The sequence below is a fragment of the Bacillus sp. TCT6 genome (genome assembly GCF_056033845.1).
This window is the reverse complement of the sequence record NZ_JBVYHX010000001.1, coordinates 2,241,174-2,256,288: the sequence shown is the minus strand read 5'-3', so window position 1 is coordinate 2,256,288 and position 15,115 is coordinate 2,241,174. Positions and strand designations below refer to the sequence as shown.

Sequence of the window (15,115 nt, the reverse complement as noted above, 5' to 3'; positions counted from 1 at the left end):
ATGTCACCATATTAACCTCTTCAGGTACGGCAAAATATGCTTATACCCTATCTCTATAACGGGAGAACCCGTCGCACCATCCCTAAATAAATTAGTTCCTTGCGCAGCTCCAAGTCTTTTTTCGTTAAGATGTATACCGCTCTTTCTCAGCTACCAGAGCTCTCTGTACGTATTCTTTCTTAACTACTCTTCTCTTCTATGCCTTAAATATTAGTTTTTTAATATGATAATTTATAACACTTTTATTGTCAAACTTTTCCGAATCGAAATCGTAAAATTATCTAAAAAAATTCTTTATCGCTTCTAATTGAATTTTGTGGCTACACTCATCACAACAATATGCCCCTTTTGGTTTCTCTTTAAATCGCTTATATTTTTCACTACCTTCGTAAACACGAAATATATTCTTACAAGAAAAGCAAACAATCTCATAAAACATCATATGCATTTTCCTCTCCTTGTTTATACACTTTTTTAATCACTTGTGAGAAGGTCATTTTTCTACATTATAAATTTTAATACCCTTTGACTAAAAGGTTTACCTCTATTCTTATCGAATTATATTAATATCTTATAACGCGAGGTGAACATCTTGTTCAGTAATATAGAATTAGTTTTAGATGCTAAAGCAAGTTTAGCTGAAGGACCATGTTGGAATGAAAAAAAGCAACTTTTATATTGGGTTGATATTATGGAGAGAAAATTATGCATATACAATCCTACCGCTAATACGAACCGAGTAATTGCTCTCAATCAACAAATTGGCTGTGTTGTTCCATATTTAGAGGATGTACTACTCTTAGCTATGGAAAACGGCTTTTATTCTATTAATGTAAATACAGAAAAACTGACACATATTTTTGACCCCGAACAACATTTAATAGAAAATCGTTTTAACGATGGAAAATGTGATCCCGCTGGTCGTTTCTGGGCAGGTACTACAGATACATACGGTATTAATGCTGCAGGTTCCTTATATTGTTTACATAATAATTTGAGTGTAGAGAAAAAAATTTCACATGTAAATACTTCAAACGGAATGGCTTGGTCACCTGATCATACATACCTTTACTTTATAGATACACCTACTAAAAAAGTGGTTCGCTATCAATATAATATACGTACTGGAGAAATTCATAATCCAAGTGATGTAATCATTTTCTCTGAAAATGACGGTCTACCTGATGGTATGACAATTGACGAAGAAGGTTGTTTATGGATTGCACATTGGGGAGGTTCAAAAATAACTAGATGGAATCCCTCTACTGGAGAACAAATATTAAGTATTCCAATTCCTGCGTTATATGTAACATCATGTACGTTTGGTGGGCCTAACTTAACTGATTTATATGTTACAACAGCCAGAACAAGAATGACGGATGACGAATTAAAACAGTATCCACATGCTGGTGGTATTTTTCGAATTCAAACAAATGTTAAAGGCTGCCCCACCTATTCATTTTGTAATGAAAATATTGGAACTGACACAATATGAACCGTATCGATTACATAAGACAAGAAGAAAAGGAATATCACGATCTTTGCTATGAACAATATAAACTATTTGAAACTGGATCTTGGCTTCACAAGCCGGTTAAAACAGTTATGGATTTAATGGACTACTTTGAAGAGAAAAACAAATTACAAGTGCTTGATCTTGGCTCTGGCGTCGGTAGAAATAGCATTCCAATTGCACAAAAGATTAAAAATGCTAGCGGAACTGTTACATGTGTTGATTTACTTGATTCCGCTTTAACAAAGCTACAAATTTATAGCAAAGAACATGACGTATTCGAGGTTATAAAAACAGAACAAGCAGCAATTGAAAACTATCATATTAGATCTAATACTTATGACTATATCGTTGCAGTATCAAGTTTGGAACATGTCAAATCAGAAGAAGATTTTAAAAATGTACTCCAATCTATGAAAAGAGGTACAAAAAACGGCGGTATTAATTGTTTAATTATTAACTCTAACATACAAGAAATTGATTCAATAACGAATGAAGAATTAGAAGCTTTAATTGAAATTAATCTTTCAACCGAAGAAATGATAAGTGCTTTAAAAAGCATTTATAAAGAATGGAAAAAACTAAAAGTTGAAATAAAGGAATTAGCTTATAATATAGTTCGTAATGAAAGACACGTTCAATTAAAAACAAATGCCATTACGTTTGTCGTTCAGAAATAATACTATAAAAAGTAAGAATATTCCCTCATATATTCATAGGAATACCCTTACCTTTTATTTTGTTATTAGTTTTCGCATCATCTAAAATATAATTTTCATTCGAAATACTACTCAGCTATTAATTGAATTCATTAACTGGAAGAAATATTCCACTTCATGAGTCTCATTCAATTTATACCATGAATGAAGTGTATCCGGCGCAAATACATCTGATTTCCTTAATACTTCCATGGCAAATTCTAGAGGTGCTACACCCGATGCAGTAATAAGATTTTCACTGGATGCTACAGGTCCTACTTCATAAAAATTTTCTCCTTTATAAGTAGGACAAACCATTTTCATATAATCTAAATTATTACTTGTGTGATTTATAGAATCCAAGTAACCGTAATTTGCAAGACCTATAGTTGCACCGCAAATGGCAGCCACAATTGTACCAAGCCTTAAGGCTTCACCAACTTTTTTCAAAATAGGTTTATGTATTTCTTCACTCCAAGTATTCCCTCCAGGTAAAATTAATAGATCGTTACTCTCAAGGATACATTCATCTAGGGAAATATCCGGCTTTATATTCAAGCCCCCCATTGAAATAATCGTTTCTTTATTTATTCCAACTGTTACTACTTTAAAAGGCGCTACATCTTTTTTGAAATATCTTCCTGTATTAAGTTCAGCAATTAAATGTCCGTATTCCCAATCAGACATCGTGTCAAATACATATAGATATGCTTTTCTTGTTTGCATTCAATAACACTCCATTCATATACTACAGTTTTAAATAAAAAAAGTACTCTTTTCAAGTTTAACATTTTATGCAATATTTATGGTTTAAAATTCCAAATAAAAGAGCACTTGTTTCCGCAAGTGCTCTTTTCGGGGATTTTGAGATACCCTATTAACGAAAGTTAAGGTTACTTAAAGTTAAGAGGTATTTATACTATATGCTTGTCCTTTATATTTGTGCATAATCAATATATAAATATCTTTAGAAATATTTAAAAACTTTTATTTATAGTTCTTTCTGGCATTTTATCATTAAGAAATTTATTGAAGGTTTATTCTCCATGTTCTTATTTGGTTCATCAATTTCGGAAACTTGTACTAGTCCATATTTATTAAAATCTCGTTTTATAGATTCAGAATTATAGAAGAACATTTTTACGCCTTCCATTATTTCGAAATAGTCTTTATCCAACTGTTTCCCCTTCCCAAACATTGGGGCTTTTTGAGAAACAGTTGTGAAAACCATATATCCACCTGGTTTTAGCTGATTATAACAACCTTTAATAAATTGCTCTCTCTCTTGCTTATTCAACAAATGTAGAAGTGCATGACTGTATATACCATCATACGATTTGTTATTAAAAGGCATCTCATTTACCGAACCGTGATAGATACTAATATCTTCTAGGCCATTTTGCATTGCTAAATCAATGGCTGTTTTTGAAATTTCAATACCTGTTACATTTATACCATTATCGATAAAAACCTTTGCATTTCTTCCATAACCAATACCCGGAACTAATATATCCTTAACGTTCTTTTCAAGAAAAAAATCTTTTGTCAAAATTGCAGATTCTGTAGGTTCAAATCCCCACATCGTTTGTTTTTCAATAAAACTTGATTCCCAAAATTCCATTATGTATCTATCTCCTTATTTTCAATCCATTTTTAGTATCAAATTAAAAGCATTTTTGTATTTGCTATAAAGTTTTTTCTTCTATTCATACCACTTACCTTAGTCATCGTAGCTCCATTGAATATAGCATAATAATAAGCCTATATCTAATATAAAGATTGGTTAAAAATCTACCCTATTTTATTAACCCTTACGTTTATAGAAAATAAAAAAACAGCCAATATTTTTATTGTAGTATTGGCTGTTTCTCATGAGAAATCATCTTTTTATATTGTACTGATCTAATATTTTTTCTAACATTTCTAAAGTTATTGGTTGTGCTTCTTTTATTAATTGATAGCCAATACGCCCATTCGGTTCCGCTGTAACTTGCTGTAAACTCTTCACATCATGAATCCCTTTTTCTCTTAATTGCATATAAAGTTGTTGTTCCGACATTTTTGCCTGCATCAAATTCTCTTTTACAATCTCTCCGTTTTCAACAATTATAATGCTACTTCCATTTAGGAATTGTTCCACCTTCCTTGATTTCAATTCAAAGAAATGAATGGTAAGTAGTATGCTTGCAAATATGATAGCTGCAAATAGAGATGGGACTACTTTTCTACTTAATACAGGTTCTACAATAATACGGCCAATTGAAACAACTATAATTATTTCAGCTCTTGTCATTTGGCTGACAGATGTACTACCTGTCATTTTCAAAACAATTATTCCTGTAAGAGTTAATATAATACTTTCCCAAATTATATTCATAATAACCCAATCCTTTAATGGTGGATATTACTATCATTCCCATTAAAAGTGTATTTTACTTCCCTATCAAATTGTTAAACCCTTCAGACCATGATGGAAATACAGGTGTCCATCCATACTCTTTACGTGCCTTATTATTTGAAGCTCCTCTTTCCCAACTATTTTTCCCATCTTGAACTTTAGGCTTAGGTGCCCCTATCGCTGCTGCATATATCGGTAACCATTCTTTACTAGTTGCTGGATAATCATCTACAATATTTACGATTCCTGAAGGCCAATTAAGAGCTAGCATAGTAGCTCTTGCAGCATCTTCGACATGTATAAACGAGCTTATCCCGTCTGATGCAATAATCTCATTATTACCATCAGAAAGTATACATATTTGTCCATTAGTTTTAAGAGCTTTTTGCAATGCATGAAATCCACTATTTGTAGCAGAACATTCGAAACCATAATTATATGTTTCTATTATTTTTTCTTCTGAATCATATATGTTTTTCGCACCAAAATTCTTTGCAAAATCTCTTCTATTTTTATTAGGCTCAACAACATCCACGTGCTCAACGCCTACATAGTATTTTAAGAAATAACAAGCGAGTAAACCAATAACTCCCATTCCAGTTATAAGTACTTTTTCATCCTGTTGCGGGTTTAGTTTCAATACTCCTTTAGCGGCATCACACGAAAGAATAGATAATAAAGCAACTTTAGGTTGTATAGAACTAGGCACTCGAATTACTTTATGCCCCTTAACTATCCCTATCGTTTCATGTCCATAAAAAAACTACTTTATCGCCTACGTTTACATGTGTTACTTTATTACCAACTTCAATCACTTCACCATAACTTTCATATCCAGTTTTTCTTGGATAAAAAGGATTCGTATCCGTAACATCGGATCCATTATACTGTGGTAACTCGGCCCCAATGCTTATAGCTCCTGCAATTGTTTTAACAATAATTTCATCGTCCTGTATGGATCTAATTTTACCCGGTTCCCACTTAAGTTGTTTCGCACCTTCTAAAACTAACTTATACTGTTCCATTCATATCCTCTCACTTTATAAAAATATATTCTCACTAAGTTTCAAACAATGTATAATAGATTCATCCAAAATTAAAGCTATAACGTTGGCTAGCACCCAACAGTGATAACATGATAATTGAATTTGATGGATATAGAATAAACGAGTATGTTATTGGCCGTAACTGTTCTATTAACGAATTAATAACGATGTATTTAAATGTAAGAAATGAAGAGATATCTAATGAGGATCTGCTACGCTTATTTTGTGTACGATATTATTACAAAAAAACTCCAAAGTTACTACAAGAAGACGTCACTAGCAATGTTGTCATTGATTTAGATACGGACTATATTTATATCCCAAATAGATAACAGTAAACTAGATTGATTAGTATTTATGATTCAGCTAAGTGTTTAATAAAATAAGTAATTGCCCAAATTAATGTCGCAAATTGAGTGACAAAATACATTGTCCATTCAAAGCCAGTCAATTTTCTCTCTCGTTTAACCTTCTTTAAGTATCTGTAAAATATGAGTGTACTTAAAAACATAAGTAACAATGATAATTGCTGTAAATCATCGACTATACGTACCGCCATAGACTCCATCACCCTCCTATTCAAAATAAAAGCTATACTTTAAGAGTATCATTAATTGGTAGTTCATTTCCATTTTAAACACTTATGTCATAAATAAAAAGAGCACTCAGCTATTGAGTGCTCTAAAAAATATTAATTAAACTCAGTTCCTTGTAATGGTTACATGTAATTCCCCTTACTTTTTATAACTCAGTTCTATTACTTGTGGTATATACTTACTATCATATTTTCTCGTATAGATTTCTCCATCTGGAGTAACTAATTGTAAAACAATCTCACCACAAACCCCATCTAGTATTTCAAATTCACCTTGTGCATTTGAAATACTGCGTTCCTTACTTTCTTCAATTGAATCTTCATATATTTTCACATTAGATGTAGGTTCGTTATTTTGATCTACGATAATACCTCTTGAATACTTACCAACCGCGATGCATTGGTCATCTTTTTTATAATATTTAGTCACAACTATAGCTCCAATTATTATAGCGGCACACACAAACAAGAGAATTATTTGGCGCCTCACAACAAATCTCCTAATTCAAATTATTCTTTTCTAAACTGAAAATTCAAGTGTCTTGATTGGTTGATTTCCTCAATTACTTTACGAATACCTTCTTCAATCTTGTCTTCTTTTACATTCGAAACATTTAATTTTAACAGTCTTTCTTTAGGAAAATTCCTCATATAATTCTTATCAATCGTATCGATACTTATTTGAATGTCACCTAGTTTTTGTATAAGTGTTTCTGTAACTATGTTTTTCTGCATTTCTAAACAAGTGTGTATTCCAAATGTATTTTGTCTATTATATGTAAATAATGATGGATTTTCATTTTGCACTTTTTCTAATGTTTCTGCTAGTTTTATTGATCTATTGTAGTAGGAAGAATTAATTTTACTTTTATGACGTTCAAACATACCGCTCTTTATATAAATTTCTAAAGCCGCTTGAGAAATCATCGGACTATCAATATCTAGTATCTTTTTGTATGTATAAAAAGCATTTGCAATGGACGGTGGAATGACCGCAACTCCAACCCGTAAACCAGGAAAAATAATCTTTGAATAACTTTTCAAATATATGACATGACTACAATTATCCAAGCTATATAACGGATCTGCTTTTGAATCAGTTTCTAAATCTGCTAAATAATCATCTTCCACTATAAATACATTGTATTTCTTAGCCAATAGTACGATTTTTTCTTTCTCATCTTTAGAATAAGACGTCCCAAGCGGATGATGATATCTCGGTATCGTATAAAAGAATTTTATTTTTTCAGTTTGAAATATTTGTTCCAATTCATTCAAATCGATACCTTCATTCGTACGTTTAATACCGATTACAGGAACTTTATTTATTTCTAGATAATCAATATATAAATGATATGTTGGCTGTTCAATTAATACAGTTTCATTTCCATTCGGAAATGGTATAGAAGTTAATATAGCAAGCGCCTGCTGCACACCTGACGTTATAAAAATATTGTCTTCTTTCGTGAACACTTGATAATTTGCCAACTGTTTTTGAATAACTGGAATTAAAGATGGTAACCCTTTCGGAGTTCCATATACAAACAAATCATTTTTATACGTATCAATAGCCTTATTAATACAATGTTGAAAATCTAAATATGGAAAAACATCTGGATCTGGTGCTGAGGAGGCAAAATCAATTATCTCGTTATTTTCTATAGTACTCTCTGATTTTTTAACAACGTAGTATCCACTTTGAGGGACAGAATATATAATGTGACGCTTTTCTAATTCTTGTAGCGCTCGTATAACTGTCGCCTTATTACATTCATATTGCGTAACGAGTGACCGTATAGACGGTAATTTCTTTCCTTCTTTTATTTCTCCATTTCGAATCATATTTTCTATGTCGTTTAAAATATGTAAATACTTATACATCTTACACCTCCTTCAGTAATTATATCGATTTTTCATTCATATAGCATTCATTCCTCAATTAGTTAATTTTCCGATATCTATATCGTAAATCCCAATAGCATATGAATCATTTTCAATCCATTTCTTTACTGCTTCTGTTTTAAGTACACTTTCAACTTCTTTTTCTATTTTCTGTCCAAGTTCTCTCGCCCCTACTTCATCATCGCTAATCTTAGTTTTTATATCAATGGTAACAGGTTGATTCTTTTTATAATTTATTTGCTGAATACCAAACCCTTCATATCCATTTTTTCTGAATACGTCATCAAATATATGTCCAAAAACTTGATTCCATCTACTCTCTGCCTTTACAACTTCTCTATTTCTTTGAGTTATATTGATTTTATAAGACGTTACACCTTGTATCACCAATCTTTTATTAATATCATTTTTTATTTCGTTACTATCTTCGCTATCAGCAATCTCTAAATCTAATATTCTTTCTTTTTCATCTCTTATAGCAGCACTAAAAAAAGATTCCTCCTTTACCGCGGCTGTAGCAATATCCATCACTATAGACTCTTCACTTTTAGCATCTTCAATCTCATTCTCACAGGCACATAATAAAGTGAAACTTTAATCATTGGGGGTTTTGTTCATCCCCAATGATTATTAGTTGAACCAATCGGGCTTTTACGGGCAGTTGATCCCCCCACCTAACTTCTTTCGCTGAATTTTGAGGTGGGGATCTTACTGCCCGTTAATGCGGGATAAAGCAAGTGGAAATAAAAACATAAGTAACTTCTTTCTCATGTAGCACCCCTCCATATATTTTCATTTACGATAAACTTTTTACTTTGACATATAAATACCTTCTTTAATTATTAAATTTAACATTATTTCACATTTCCCCCACTTAACAAGGAAATTACAATTAATAAATAGAATATCTCTATGAATAAATAAAAAGTGAGGGATATATAATGCAACGTGTAAATACGATTGATATTAGTAATGTACTACAATTGGAAAAAACTCTTTCGACTTTATTAAATAAAATGATTTCTTCAAAACTAGACCTTGAAAATTGGTTAAAAGAGCAGTCAAAAGTAATTTGGGACATCGAAGAACAATTAAGATCACATTACATCGCCTTTCAATGTAATACGGATGATGAAGAAATAAAGGATACTTTTGAACATGATCAACAATTTGTAAAGCCACTTTTAAAGCGGTATCAAAATTTATTGGATAATAAATATTTAGAGTCACCTTTTCGAATGGAATTAGATTCTAACGTATATGGTTTATTAGATACAAAAATAAAAAATGCTCAAAAGTTATTTTGTGAGGAAAATATCGAATTAGAAATAAAGGAAGACAAATTAATCACAGAGTACTTTGAAATCACTGGAGGATTAAGTGGAATTTGGGACGGAGAAGAAAAAACGATAACAGAATTACAATCCTATTTACAAGATTCGAATCGTGACACCCGTAAAAAGGCAAAAACCATTATTTCTGAACAATTTTTATCTGTTGAAAAAGAACTCCAAAACATATTAAATCAATTAATTGAAATTCGCCATCAAAAAGCAAAAAATATTCAACTAGAGAATTATCGCGATTATATGTTCAAAAAATACGAGCGTTTTGATTATTCAGCGAAAGATTGCTATGAACTAGCTGAATCCATACGTAAGTATGTTGTGCCTCTTAAAGATAAAATATTGCTAGAGAAAAAAGATAAACTGCAAGTTGATACGCTTCGCCCGTGGGATGTATCAGCTGTAACTCCAGATCAAAAAGTACTTAAACCTATTGCAAATGAAAATGATTTAATTGAAAAGAGCACTCATATCTTTAATAAACTAGATGTTGAATTTTCAGCACTTTTAAACCGAATGTATAAACACAATTGTCTTGATTTAACAAGCCGCAAAGGAAAAGCAGCTGGTGGCTTTTGTGAGTACTTACCAGCTTCACAATTATCTTATATTTTTATGAACTTAAATTATACACAAGATGATATTGTCACTTTTATACATGAAATGGGTCATAGTATTCATAACGAACTCATAAAACCATTAAAATTACGACAGTATATAGAAATTCCAGCTGAAACAGCTGAGCTAGCCAGTATGACAATGGAGTTATTCTCGCTTAATTATTGGGATACCTTCTATACAGACAAAAAAGATTTAAAACAAGCAAAAATTAACTTCTTTAAAGATGTTATTTCATATTTACCTATTATGCTTATTGTCGATCAATTTCAACACTGGCTGTATGAAAATCCAAGTCATACTTCTGAAGAAAGAAATGAAAAATACTTACAACTTCAAAAACATTATCAGTCTAGCGTCATACATATTGATGGCTACGAAAACTGGATAGCAACGAGTTGGCTACCTGTACTCCATATTTTTGAAGTACCATTTTATTATATTGAATATGCGATCGCCCAACTTGGTGCATTACAAATGTATAAACAATATAAAGAGGATCCTAAGCAAGCGCTAGAAAATTATAAAAAGGCATTATCACTAGGAAGCTCTCAATCTATAAAAGAAGTGTATGATGCAGCCGGTATTCGTTTTGATTTTTCTGGTGAAACAATTAAAGAACTAATGCTATTTGTAGAAAAAGAATTAGAATTACTTGAGCAATTATAAGAAGAAAGCTGCACCTATATTTTTGGTGTAGCTTTCTTCTTTATTTTATTAATCAGCTCTATGTACTGAGTATCTCCATATCCGATTGTTGGAAAAAGATAAAACAACTTTATTAATAATTCACGAGTTGATAAATCTTTATTTTTAGAGATGAATTTCATTACTGCATTATCTTCTGTTAACATTTCTAAAAATAAGTCTATAGCCTGATACATTACAGGTGGTACCTTATGAGAGGTCTTTTTATGGTTTACTAATACTTCATTGTATATAGAAGAATAATTCCCCAATTCAAGTTCAATTTGATTTACTTTAAATTCATCCTCTCTAAAGCTATTTAAGTATACCTTCCCTTCATAAGCAGACTGTTCAAGGTGAGAAAGTATGGTAAGTAGGTTCATTTGGCAAAACATATCTTCACCAAACCATAGAACAATACATTTATACTTTTTCGTAAAAAGGTTTTCTAAAGGATCTATAACCTTTTTTATATAACTTTCTACTGAACTGTTATGTCCTTTCGCTCTTGTTTTAATAAACTCTTCATTAAAAACTTGAGTAGTAGCCGAGTTCACACACATTGCCTCATTAAATGGTGCATAATCAGAATCACCCATTAGCTTTTCGTTTTTAAATTCTTCATACATAACTTGACCATTTAATATGTTAAGTACCTCTTTATCAAATAGCTCACTCTTCCTATTTCGTAACTGCTCAACCTCTATTTTTCTAGAAATATTCATATTAAACGCCCCTTCTTTATTTAAATTTAGTTTAACAAATGATTGAATAGGCATTTTGTTAAGTTGGTATTCTCTTGGATTCATTCCAAAAACATTTTTGAAAGCTCTACTATAAGCCTCTTGGGAAGAGTAATCGTAATCCAATGCGACCTCAATTATCTTCCTACCATTCTTTAAATCTTCCGTAGATAAATACAACCTTCTAAGAAGAATATAACGTCTAATACTGAAACCCATTACTTGATGAAATTTAAAAGAGCAATAATAAGGAGAATACCCCATGTAACGAGATAATTCATCTAATGAAAATCTCTTTTTTAAATTGCTCTCAATCCAATTAATCATCTGCTGTATATGTTCATTCATTTCCTTCACTCCTTATTTAAAAGTATAGGAGAAGTGCGTTTCTTTCTTTTGATATTTCTTGTGTTTTATAACATGAGCCTTTCTCTAAAGTCTTTATAATCTATATATAAGTATTAATTTTATATTTTTTCATCTATCTTATTTTGTCATACCTTCTATTCATTTTTCAATTTAGCGTTAATGAGTATGTTGGCAACACCTTACTAATTATTAAAGGTCAATTTACATCATATTTCATTTTAAAGGATTTCAAAAATTAAACACGAATTTTATAAAATAAAATTCTTTTAATTCCCAAGTTAAAAAATTAAGGTTTGGAAAGGACGTTTCAATGAACAAGCTAGAAAAAGAAATACTTCAATTCATAAATGAACAGTATCCGTTGAATTTTATTAACATTAAGCCAATAACAAATGAGATGTATGAATGTCTTACAGAACAAGGTACATACTTCAGTAGAATTACAAACTACAAAACATATGAAGAACAGATAGAGGAAGTTTTATATACAAATTTTTTATATCAAAATGGTTTAGGTGTTCCACCAATAATCCCTTCATTACAAGGGAATTTTGTAGAAAAATTCACATTAGACAAGGAGATTTTTGCTGTATTATATAAAGCTGCTCCTGGTATACATTTACCAAGGTCTGAATGGAATTCTAATATATTTAAAAAACTTGGTAAACAAATTGGAAAATTACATCGTATATCTAAAAGCTTTGAAAAGATTAAACCAGTAAAACATATAAACGATTGGTATGAAAATGAAGAATATAATTTTCTTAAATATATCCCTAAAGAAGAAAATACAATAAGAGAAATTGCATCTGACGTTTTAACTTCCATAAAAGAGCTACCAAAATCCCCTTCAAATTACGGCTTAATACACGGAGATTTATGGTTAGAAAACATTTTAGTCGAAAATAATTCAAACTTAACAATGATAGATTTTCAAGACTGCGAAAAACATTTTTACATATTCGATTTAGCCGTTCCTATTTATAGTGCAATAGAATATTCATTTGCTGGAAATGGGAATATCGTTGACTATGAGTATTCTATTACAAAAGCACTATTTGAAGGCTACCAAGAGGAAAATGAGCTACCAAAAGAGATGAAAGACAAGTTTCCGTTATTTATTAAATTAAAGGAGATTTTTGAATATAGCTTAATGCATATGTATTGGGATAAAGATGAATTAACGGAGGAACAAGTACGGATTATGAACCTTTATAGGATGAAGATTGAAAATAAGAATACCTATATCAATATTTAAGAATACTGTTGTTTAACTACAAGGAAACTTTGGTTAAACAACAGCATTTATTAATTAGCTGACAACCTTTTTTATGACTTATAAATACTGATTCAATAATCTTTTCAAATACACTTCATTTTGCGGTGATACTTTTTCAGAAAATCTAGCTGCAATAATAATAGGAGCCCATTGAAAAACTTCATCTCTTGATATGCTGGTACGACTGCAATATATATGTAAATACATCTCAGCTAATTCTACCGAAGATTGTGAGTACAACAAGTATGTTCGAAATACATCTGCGCGAATATCACCTGAACTAGCATCTACCCAATCTATAACTTTCACTTTCTCTTCCTTACTCAAAATCAAATTAAATGGATGAAAATCTCCATGACATAGCCTAAAATCAAATGTAATAGATTCTAATTTTTGTAATATATCCTTCTTTTTGCGTTCATCCAATTTATGCACAGATTTAATTTGACGCTCTAACCTTTCCCTCATTAACTCCATTTCATCTGTATTCACATGTATAGCATGGATCTTTTTTTGCTCATTAACACAAAGGCCGATATAACGCTCTGCCTCATTTAAATTATTAAGCAGAAGATCACCAATGTTGTCCCCTTTTACATGTTCCATAATAATTGCCTGTCTATTTTGTATCTTTGTCACTTCGAATACGTTTGGAACTGGCAGCCCGCATGAATAAGCATATTTTTGTTTTTTTGCTTCATTCATAGACTCTGTATCTGGGAGGTAATCTTTAAATAATTTTACAACCTTATCATCAGTTAAATAAATTTCTGCAGTATTCCCTTTTGCAATTGGATTACCTAGATTCACTTCATTTCTCTCCTTAAAATAAGTTTGAATAACGCTTAATCCTTTTCTTTGCATTCACTCTAATCATAACGAAAACCTTCTTCACGAAGATATAAAAAACTTACCACTTTCTATCCTTAAATAGAAAGTGGTAAGTTTAGTTCTTTAGGAATATTGGAATGAAACTCTGGTGTATACACAATAGAAAATGAATATCCCTGCTCAATAAATGATACTTCATTATGTTTACATTCAAAGGGAACATTATTTTTCTTAAAGTTATTTTGGATGTGCTGTAAAAATGCTGAATCCGGTGTTCCGAAAGAAACATGAACTTTCGGTGGTAAAGCTTTCATTGCGATTGGAATCCAAGGTCTCTGCCACCAAGTCGCGACGATATATGCAGTGCCACCTATAACAAAGTTAAAAATATCCCCATCTTCCATCGTTTTCATATTTAGATTTGATTTTAACCATTCCGTAAAAACAGGTACACTTTTAACAGGAAGACCAATTTCCCTTACGTATAAAATGTTTAAAGGTGAGTGTGGTACTAATACATCTTCTTTAACATAACTATGCGCGATAATTTCGAGAAGATTTCCATCGCCATCTCTGAAATATAAGTTGAATCGGCCGCTCTCTTCATCAATTGTATGACCATCTTTCCATTTTACAATGAGTAATCCAGACTTTTCAAGCCATCTTGCAACTTCATGAAATTTTGAATATGGAATCTCAAAAGCAAAGTGCGCAGGTGCAATTGGTTCATATAATTCTTGAAAACTAATTGTAGTGTACGGTGTTACTTTAAATTGAATAAATGATTCTGTTTCTTTTTTTATTGGAAAAGATAATATGTCCCTATAAACTTGTTTTACCCCTTCTATGGAAACCGTTTGTAATTTTATATCTAATATATGTGTAATCACTTTACATTCCCCCTCATTTCTTATTATCTATTCGTATTGTATTACACTTATAAATAGATAAAATCAAACGGAAGGATGGATTTTTCATGTAGAAACTACAACTTTAGTATGAATATGTTAGCTTCTTTTATTGCTAGTACACTAACGTTTCAAAACAAATATCCTCCATATTTCGTTTTTTAATTAACACTTTACTTATT

The 15,115-nt window shown here is 31.1% G+C and carries 18 protein-coding genes and 1 other annotated feature (1 of these 19 running past the window's edge); of the genes, 5 read left to right on the top strand and 13 right to left on the bottom strand.

Annotated features, from left to right (window positions below; genetic code table 11):
* Positions 1–208: a binding site (T-box leader), on the bottom strand; it reaches 49 nt to the left of the window's first position.
* Between the two features lie 69 nt (positions 209–277).
* Positions 278–448: a DUF2197 domain-containing protein gene (locus AC0ONG_RS11415; protein WP_000551042.1), complete on the bottom strand. Its 171-nt coding sequence runs from the start codon at positions 446–448 to the stop codon at positions 278–280.
* 144 nt (positions 449–592) lie between these two features.
* On the opposite strand from AC0ONG_RS11415, the gene AC0ONG_RS11410 reads away from it, so the two are divergent.
* The gene (locus AC0ONG_RS11410; protein ID WP_000492426.1) at positions 593–1,495 is read left to right on the top strand and encodes an SMP-30/gluconolactonase/LRE family protein; all 903 of its coding nucleotides are present in this window, start codon (positions 593–595) and stop codon (positions 1,493–1,495) included.
* Complete coding sequence (locus AC0ONG_RS11405) at positions 1,492–2,193, top strand: class I SAM-dependent methyltransferase (protein WP_001079445.1); 702 nt, start codon at positions 1,492–1,494, stop codon at positions 2,191–2,193. Before AC0ONG_RS11410 ends, AC0ONG_RS11405 begins: the two co-directional genes overlap by 4 nt.
* A 111-nt stretch (positions 2,194–2,304) precedes the next feature.
* On the opposite strand, the gene AC0ONG_RS11400 is transcribed toward AC0ONG_RS11405, so the two are convergent.
* From AC0ONG_RS11400 to AC0ONG_RS11380, 5 genes are all read right to left on the bottom strand, one after another.
* A complete protein-coding gene (locus AC0ONG_RS11400; RefSeq protein WP_001194779.1) occupies positions 2,305–2,937 on the bottom strand; it encodes a type 1 glutamine amidotransferase family protein in 633 nt (210 codons plus the stop codon).
* 265 nt (positions 2,938–3,202) lie between these two features.
* Entirely contained in the window at positions 3,203–3,832 is a 630-nt protein-coding gene (locus tag AC0ONG_RS11395; protein WP_000397601.1) for a class I SAM-dependent methyltransferase, read from the bottom strand.
* A gap of 258 nt (positions 3,833–4,090) precedes the next feature.
* A complete protein-coding gene (locus tag AC0ONG_RS11390) occupies positions 4,091–4,588 on the bottom strand; it encodes a DUF421 domain-containing protein (RefSeq protein WP_001021710.1) in 498 nt (165 codons plus the stop codon).
* Positions 4,589–4,643: 55 nt separating this feature from the next.
* On the bottom strand, positions 4,644–5,318 hold the full coding sequence (locus AC0ONG_RS11385; protein WP_003278347.1) for a zinc-binding dehydrogenase: 675 nt from the start codon (positions 5,316–5,318) through the stop codon (positions 4,644–4,646).
* A gap of 37 nt (positions 5,319–5,355) precedes the next feature.
* A complete protein-coding gene (locus tag AC0ONG_RS11380) occupies positions 5,356–5,634 on the bottom strand; it encodes an alcohol dehydrogenase catalytic domain-containing protein (protein WP_016077651.1) in 279 nt (92 codons plus the stop codon).
* 110 nt (positions 5,635–5,744) lie between these two features.
* Here AC0ONG_RS11380 and AC0ONG_RS11375 point away from each other — a divergent pair, with 110 nt between their 5' ends.
* Positions 5,745–5,987, top strand: coding sequence for a hypothetical protein (locus AC0ONG_RS11375; protein WP_042598155.1), 243 nt, complete (start codon positions 5,745–5,747; stop codon positions 5,985–5,987).
* Positions 5,988–6,010: 23 nt separating this feature from the next.
* Here the strand turns inward: AC0ONG_RS11375 and AC0ONG_RS11370 are convergent, their stop codons facing one another.
* The 4 genes from AC0ONG_RS11370 to AC0ONG_RS11355 form a co-directional block, all read right to left on the bottom strand.
* Positions 6,011–6,214: a hypothetical protein gene (locus AC0ONG_RS11370; protein WP_000290889.1), complete on the bottom strand. Its 204-nt coding sequence runs from the start codon at positions 6,212–6,214 to the stop codon at positions 6,011–6,013.
* A gap of 175 nt (positions 6,215–6,389) precedes the next feature.
* Complete coding sequence (locus tag AC0ONG_RS11365; protein WP_001254187.1) at positions 6,390–6,740, bottom strand: hypothetical protein; 351 nt, start codon at positions 6,738–6,740, stop codon at positions 6,390–6,392.
* Positions 6,741–6,760: 20 nt separating this feature from the next.
* Complete coding sequence (locus AC0ONG_RS11360) at positions 6,761–8,131, bottom strand: aminotransferase-like domain-containing protein (RefSeq protein WP_016077652.1); 1,371 nt, start codon at positions 8,129–8,131, stop codon at positions 6,761–6,763.
* A gap of 54 nt (positions 8,132–8,185) precedes the next feature.
* Positions 8,186–8,680 (bottom strand): DUF4030 domain-containing protein, encoded by a 495-nt coding sequence (locus AC0ONG_RS11355; RefSeq protein ID WP_000350258.1) that lies wholly within the window; start codon positions 8,678–8,680, stop codon positions 8,186–8,188.
* Between the two features lie 413 nt (positions 8,681–9,093).
* Between AC0ONG_RS11355 and AC0ONG_RS11350 the strand changes: the two genes are divergently transcribed.
* Positions 9,094–10,785, top strand: coding sequence for a M3 family oligoendopeptidase (locus AC0ONG_RS11350; protein WP_001190026.1), 1,692 nt, complete (start codon positions 9,094–9,096; stop codon positions 10,783–10,785).
* A gap of 14 nt (positions 10,786–10,799) precedes the next feature.
* On the opposite strand, the gene AC0ONG_RS11345 is transcribed toward AC0ONG_RS11350, so the two are convergent.
* Entirely contained in the window at positions 10,800–11,894 is a 1,095-nt protein-coding gene (locus AC0ONG_RS11345; RefSeq protein ID WP_001002105.1) for a helix-turn-helix domain-containing protein, read from the bottom strand.
* A gap of 331 nt (positions 11,895–12,225) precedes the next feature.
* Between AC0ONG_RS11345 and AC0ONG_RS11340 the strand changes: the two genes are divergently transcribed.
* Entirely contained in the window at positions 12,226–13,173 is a 948-nt protein-coding gene (locus tag AC0ONG_RS11340) for a phosphotransferase enzyme family protein (RefSeq protein WP_001037122.1), read from the top strand.
* A 78-nt stretch (positions 13,174–13,251) separates the two neighbouring features.
* On the opposite strand, the gene AC0ONG_RS11335 is transcribed toward AC0ONG_RS11340, so the two are convergent.
* Complete coding sequence (locus tag AC0ONG_RS11335; protein WP_016077653.1) at positions 13,252–14,004, bottom strand: aminoglycoside phosphotransferase family protein; 753 nt, start codon at positions 14,002–14,004, stop codon at positions 13,252–13,254.
* 116 nt (positions 14,005–14,120) lie between these two features.
* Positions 14,121–14,915: a VOC family protein gene (locus tag AC0ONG_RS11330; RefSeq protein ID WP_000627905.1), complete on the bottom strand. Its 795-nt coding sequence runs from the start codon at positions 14,913–14,915 to the stop codon at positions 14,121–14,123.
* Positions 14,916–15,115 lie beyond the last annotated feature (200 nt).

Bases quoted from the DNA above. Each gene is read 5' to 3' on its own strand.
- AC0ONG_RS11340 (WP_001037122.1), top strand. From the start codon at position 12,226: ATGAACAAGCTAGAAAAAGAAATACTTCAATTCATAAATGAACAGTAT.
- AC0ONG_RS11360 (WP_016077652.1), bottom strand. From the start codon at position 8,131: ATGTATAAGTATTTACATATTTTAAACGACATAGAAAATATGATTCGA.
- AC0ONG_RS11390 (WP_001021710.1), bottom strand. From the start codon at position 4,588: ATGAATATAATTTGGGAAAGTATTATATTAACTCTTACAGGAATAATT.
- AC0ONG_RS11375 (WP_042598155.1), top strand. From the start codon at position 5,745: ATGATAATTGAATTTGATGGATATAGAATAAACGAGTATGTTATTGGC.
- AC0ONG_RS11370 (WP_000290889.1), bottom strand. From the start codon at position 6,214: ATGGCGGTACGTATAGTCGATGATTTACAGCAATTATCATTGTTACTT.
- AC0ONG_RS11380 (WP_016077651.1), bottom strand. From the start codon at position 5,634: ATGGAACAGTATAAGTTAGTTTTAGAAGGTGCGAAACAACTTAAGTGG.
- AC0ONG_RS11405 (WP_001079445.1), top strand. From the start codon at position 1,492: ATGAACCGTATCGATTACATAAGACAAGAAGAAAAGGAATATCACGAT.
- AC0ONG_RS11350 (WP_001190026.1), top strand. From the start codon at position 9,094: ATGCAACGTGTAAATACGATTGATATTAGTAATGTACTACAATTGGAA.
- AC0ONG_RS11415 (WP_000551042.1), bottom strand. From the start codon at position 448: ATGCATATGATGTTTTATGAGATTGTTTGCTTTTCTTGTAAGAATATA.
- AC0ONG_RS11345 (WP_001002105.1), bottom strand. From the start codon at position 11,894: ATGAATGAACATATACAGCAGATGATTAATTGGATTGAGAGCAATTTA.
- AC0ONG_RS11395 (WP_000397601.1), bottom strand. From the start codon at position 3,832: ATGGAATTTTGGGAATCAAGTTTTATTGAAAAACAAACGATGTGGGGA.
- AC0ONG_RS11355 (WP_000350258.1), bottom strand. From the start codon at position 8,680: ATGGATATTGCTACAGCCGCGGTAAAGGAGGAATCTTTTTTTAGTGCT.
- AC0ONG_RS11400 (WP_001194779.1), bottom strand. From the start codon at position 2,937: ATGCAAACAAGAAAAGCATATCTATATGTATTTGACACGATGTCTGAT.